Here is a 3,855-nt window from a genome sequence, read left to right as displayed (position 1 = left end):
GTGTGGGACACCCCGGGGGTGTTGTCCACGAAATTGGTGATCAGCCAGTTCAGGTTCTGTGCGGCCTGGCTCATCTGACTCAACTCAACGCTCCTGGTGGTTCGAGCCGCCGAAGAGATCGGTGCTGTTCTGCTGCTGGGGGTCGATCCGGAAGCTTCCGGTGTTGCCCTGGTCCGCGCCCGCACTACGGCCCTGTTCGACGCCGCGGCGCAGGTTGGTCAGGCGGCCGCGGACCTCCTCGGGGCTGCGCGAGACCTGTGGGCCGTCCTGGGCGCTGGGCTTGGCGTTCCCGGCGACCAGGTTCTGCTTGGGTACCCGGCGGGGCAGACCGGACGGGGTGGTCCCGCCGGCGGCCGGCTCGCGGAGCTGGCCGGCGCGCTGCCAGTCACCGTCGTTGGGCGACTGCCAGTCACCGCCCGGGGCGCCGGTCGGGCCGGTCGGGCCGTAGCCGCCGAGTGCGGACACCTCGTGGCCCCGGTTCTCCGGTGCCTCGGTGGTGTCCTTGGCGCCGGTGAACCAGTTGGGCTTGTCGGCGTCGCTCTGCCCGCCGCCGAACATGCTCGCGGTCGGACCGTCGGTCGCGGCACCCGCACCGGCCAGCTGCTGACCGGGACGGCGCTGCGGCAGGCCCGAGCCGAGCGTGCTCGCCGGAGCGGCCGGCGGCAGGGCCGCGGGCTCCGGGGTGTACGGGTGGCCGGACGGCTCCTCGTAGCGCTCGTACGGCTGGTACTGGTCCTGCTGGTAGCCGTACTGCTCCTGCTGTCCGTACGGGTCCTGGACGGCCGCCTCGGCGTACTGCGGCTCCGCGAACGACTGGCCGTTGTACGAGGTGTCGGTGTACTGCTCGTCCTGGTAGCCGTAGCCGTCCTCGGCGTACTGCTGCTGGGGCTGCTGGGCACCGAACGGGTCGCGGTAGCCGTCCTCGGTGAACGGCTGCTCGCCGTACTGGTCCTGCTGCTGGTAGCCGTAGCCGTCCTCGCTGTAGCGCTCGGGCGCGTACGGCGACTCCTCGACCTCGGCGTCGATCACCTGGTCCTGGCCGGGGCCCGCCTCCAGGGCGGTCCGGCGGCGCTGGTCCAGCCGCTGGGAGCGCTGCATGGCCTCCAGGGCGGGGCTGAAGCCGCTGCTGCCGCCCGTACCGGTCAGGTGGTCGTCGAAGCCCAGCTCGGCCGCGCTACGGCCCTGCTCGACCCCGTTCCACTCGTTCTGCGGCTCCTGCTCGGAGAAGATCCGGGAGACGGTGAACTGCTCCTCCGGCTCCGGCAGGACGGCGAGCTCGGTCAGGTGCTGCGGCAGCATCACCAGCGAGGTGGTGCCGGCCGACTCGCCCGAGGGGCGGAGCTGGACCCGGACGTCGTGCCGCTGCGACAGCCGGCCGACCACGAACAGGCCCATCCGGCGGGAGATGGTGGCGTCCACCGTGGGCGGCTCGGCCAGCTTCTCGTTGATCTCGGCGAAGTCCTCGGCGGTGAGGCCGATGCCCTTGTCGTGGATCTCGACCAGCACCCGGCCGTCCGGCAGTCGGGTGGCGTTGACCAGCACCCGGGTCTGCGGGCTGGAGAACGAGGTGGCGTTCTCCAGCAGCTCGGCGAGCAGGTGGACGAGGTCGGTCACGGCGGCGCCGATCACCTCGGCCTCCGGGATGCCGGCCAGCTCGATGCGCTCGTACTGCTCCACCTCGGAGGCGGCGGCGCGGAGCACGTCGACCAGCGGCACCGGGGTGTTCCAGCGGCGGCCGGCCTCCTCGCCCGCGAGGACGAGCAGGTTCTCACCGTTACGGCGCATACGGGTCGCCAGGTGGTCCAGCTTGAAGAGGTTCTCCAGCTGGTCCGGGTCGGCCTCGTTGTTCTCCAGGTCGGTGATCAGCGCGAGCTGGCGCTGGATCAGGCCCTGGCTGCGGCGGGACAGGTTGGTGAAGATCGCGTTGACGTTGCCTCGGAGCAGGGCCTGCTCGGCGGCCAGCGAGACCGCCTGCTGGTGGACCTGGTCGAAGGCACGGGCGACCTCGCCGATCTCGTCCCTGCCGTACAGCGGGATCGGGGACACCGAGGTGTCCACCCGGTCCGGGTCGGTCTTGGAGAGCTTCTCGACCAGGTCGGGGAGGCGGTGGTTGGCGATCTCCAGCGCGGCGCTGTTCAGCGTGCGCATACCGAGGATCATCGAGCGGGCGATCAGGCCGGTGAAGAGACCGGCCAGCGCCAGCGAGACCACCACGATGACCGAGTTGAGGATCATGTCGGTCTGCGCGCGGTTCTTGATGTTGGCGGCGTCGCCGACGACCTGCTCCAGCAGGGTGGTCTCGGTGGTGCGGAGCGCGTTGATGTGGCTCGCGGTGGCCTGGTTCCACGCCTCGGGCGTGAGACCGGCGTCGCGGGCGGCCTGGAAGGCCCTGGCTTCGTCGTTCGGGTTGTTCCGCGCGGTGCCGACGAACGACAGGCCGAGCGCGATCAGGCCCTGCATGGTCGGCGCGTTGTCGGTGCCCGGCACCTTCAGCGCGGCGCGCTGGTCGGTGTTGGCCTGGGCGGCCAGGGACTGCATGTGGAGCTGGACGTCCTCGGCGGGGCTGCCGGTGTTGAACTCGTTGACCGAGACCTGCTCCAGCTTGCTGGCCACGGCCAGCTGCTGGACCAGTTCGAGCTCCTCCTGCGAGGTGGTCCGCTTCTGGCTGATGCCGACCAGCAGGTTGAACATCAGCACGCGCTGGGTCGAGGCCGAGGCCTTGGCCAGCGAGATGGCGTAGATCGCCCGGCCCTTGCTGGTGACGGTGGAGCTGCCGAAGCCGACCGAGTTGTCGAAGGCCATCAGCGGTGCGAGCAGCATCGAGTACGCGGCCTGGGTCGCGGTCGCGTACAGCTCGCGCTTGTAGGCGTTCTCGCGCAGGTGCGGCAGGTGCACCACGAGCTGCTGGAAGGCGTCGTTGCGGCGGGAGAGCATGTTGTCGTCGGAGACCTGGTTGAACGCGGTCCGGTACTCGGCCAGCGCCTGGTCGGTCTTGCCGCGGTACTTGGCCACCTCGCCCTTGTCGTCCTGCCCGACCAGCAGGGGTATCGAGGTGAGGTCACGCTCGGACTCCAGCGCGTGGGCCAGTTCGGTGGCGGCCTTGGCGAGCTGGGCGGTCTTCTCGGCGTGGGTGGCCTTGACGAAGTCGTCGAAGGAGCTGTTGACGCGGAGGCCACCGAAGACCAGCGAGATCACCACCGGGATCAGCAGGATCGCGATCAGGCGGGTGGGCACCCGCCAGTTCCGGGGCGCCAGGAACTCGTACCGGCTCGGGGCCGGCGCGGCGCTCGCGGAACTCTTCGCTCCGCCCGGTCCGTTGACCGCCGGGGATGCGGGTCGCTCCTCCGCGCTCGGCGTGAACGCCGAGAACCCGGGGGCCTGGCCGCTGCCGCCCGGCTCGTTCTCGCGGGGCTCGGAGCGCCGCTGCGGGGTGACTGGCTGCTTACGCCTCACTCGACAACAACCTCTCTAATCCCCGCTCGCCGCAGCCCGCTGCTGGGTGGAACTGCCAGGGTGGCGATGGGGTAGCTGGCATTTCAGCACGTGCGCCGATGGGGGACAAACAGGCGTCTGCGCACGATTTGCTGCGTACAAATCAGACATTCAGTAGCAAGAGTGGACCGAATACTGCAGAGTGCGGTCCGGATATTACGGAGAGTTACTTTCGATCTTTAAATGCCTACCGAACCGTTATCACTCTCACCCACCCGTTCACCTCCGGATACGAACTTCCGGCGGATCGGGGGTGGGGGCCTAGCGCAGGCGTGCGAGCAGTGCGTGTTCGACGAGGGTGATGAGGGCGCTTTTGGCGCTGTCTCGGCGGCGGGCGTCGAGGGTGATGACGGGGGTGTCGGG

1 protein-coding gene and 2 pseudogenes are annotated in these 3,855 nt (G+C 69.7%); all 3 read right to left on the bottom strand.

The genetic code is table 11. The features are described from left to right. Nucleotides 1–74: pseudogene (locus ASC99_RS42425) on the bottom strand (roadblock/LC7 domain-containing protein); the annotation flags it as partial. 10 nt (nucleotides 75–84) lie between these two features. Continuing rightward, nucleotides 85–3,453 carry a nitrate- and nitrite sensing domain-containing protein gene (locus tag ASC99_RS31175; protein WP_057238389.1) on the bottom strand — a complete coding sequence of 1,123 codons (3,369 nt, stop codon included), beginning with the start codon at nucleotides 3,451–3,453 and terminating at the stop codon, nucleotides 85–87. Between the two features lie 300 nt (nucleotides 3,454–3,753). Next, a pseudogene (locus ASC99_RS31170) lies at nucleotides 3,754–3,855 on the bottom strand (ATP-binding protein); the annotation flags it as partial.

The sequence above is a fragment of the Kitasatospora sp. Root107 genome, from assembly GCF_001424875.1.
Taxonomy (GTDB): domain Bacteria; phylum Actinomycetota; class Actinomycetes; order Streptomycetales; family Streptomycetaceae; genus Kitasatospora.
This window is presented reverse-complemented; position numbering and strand designations above follow the sequence as displayed.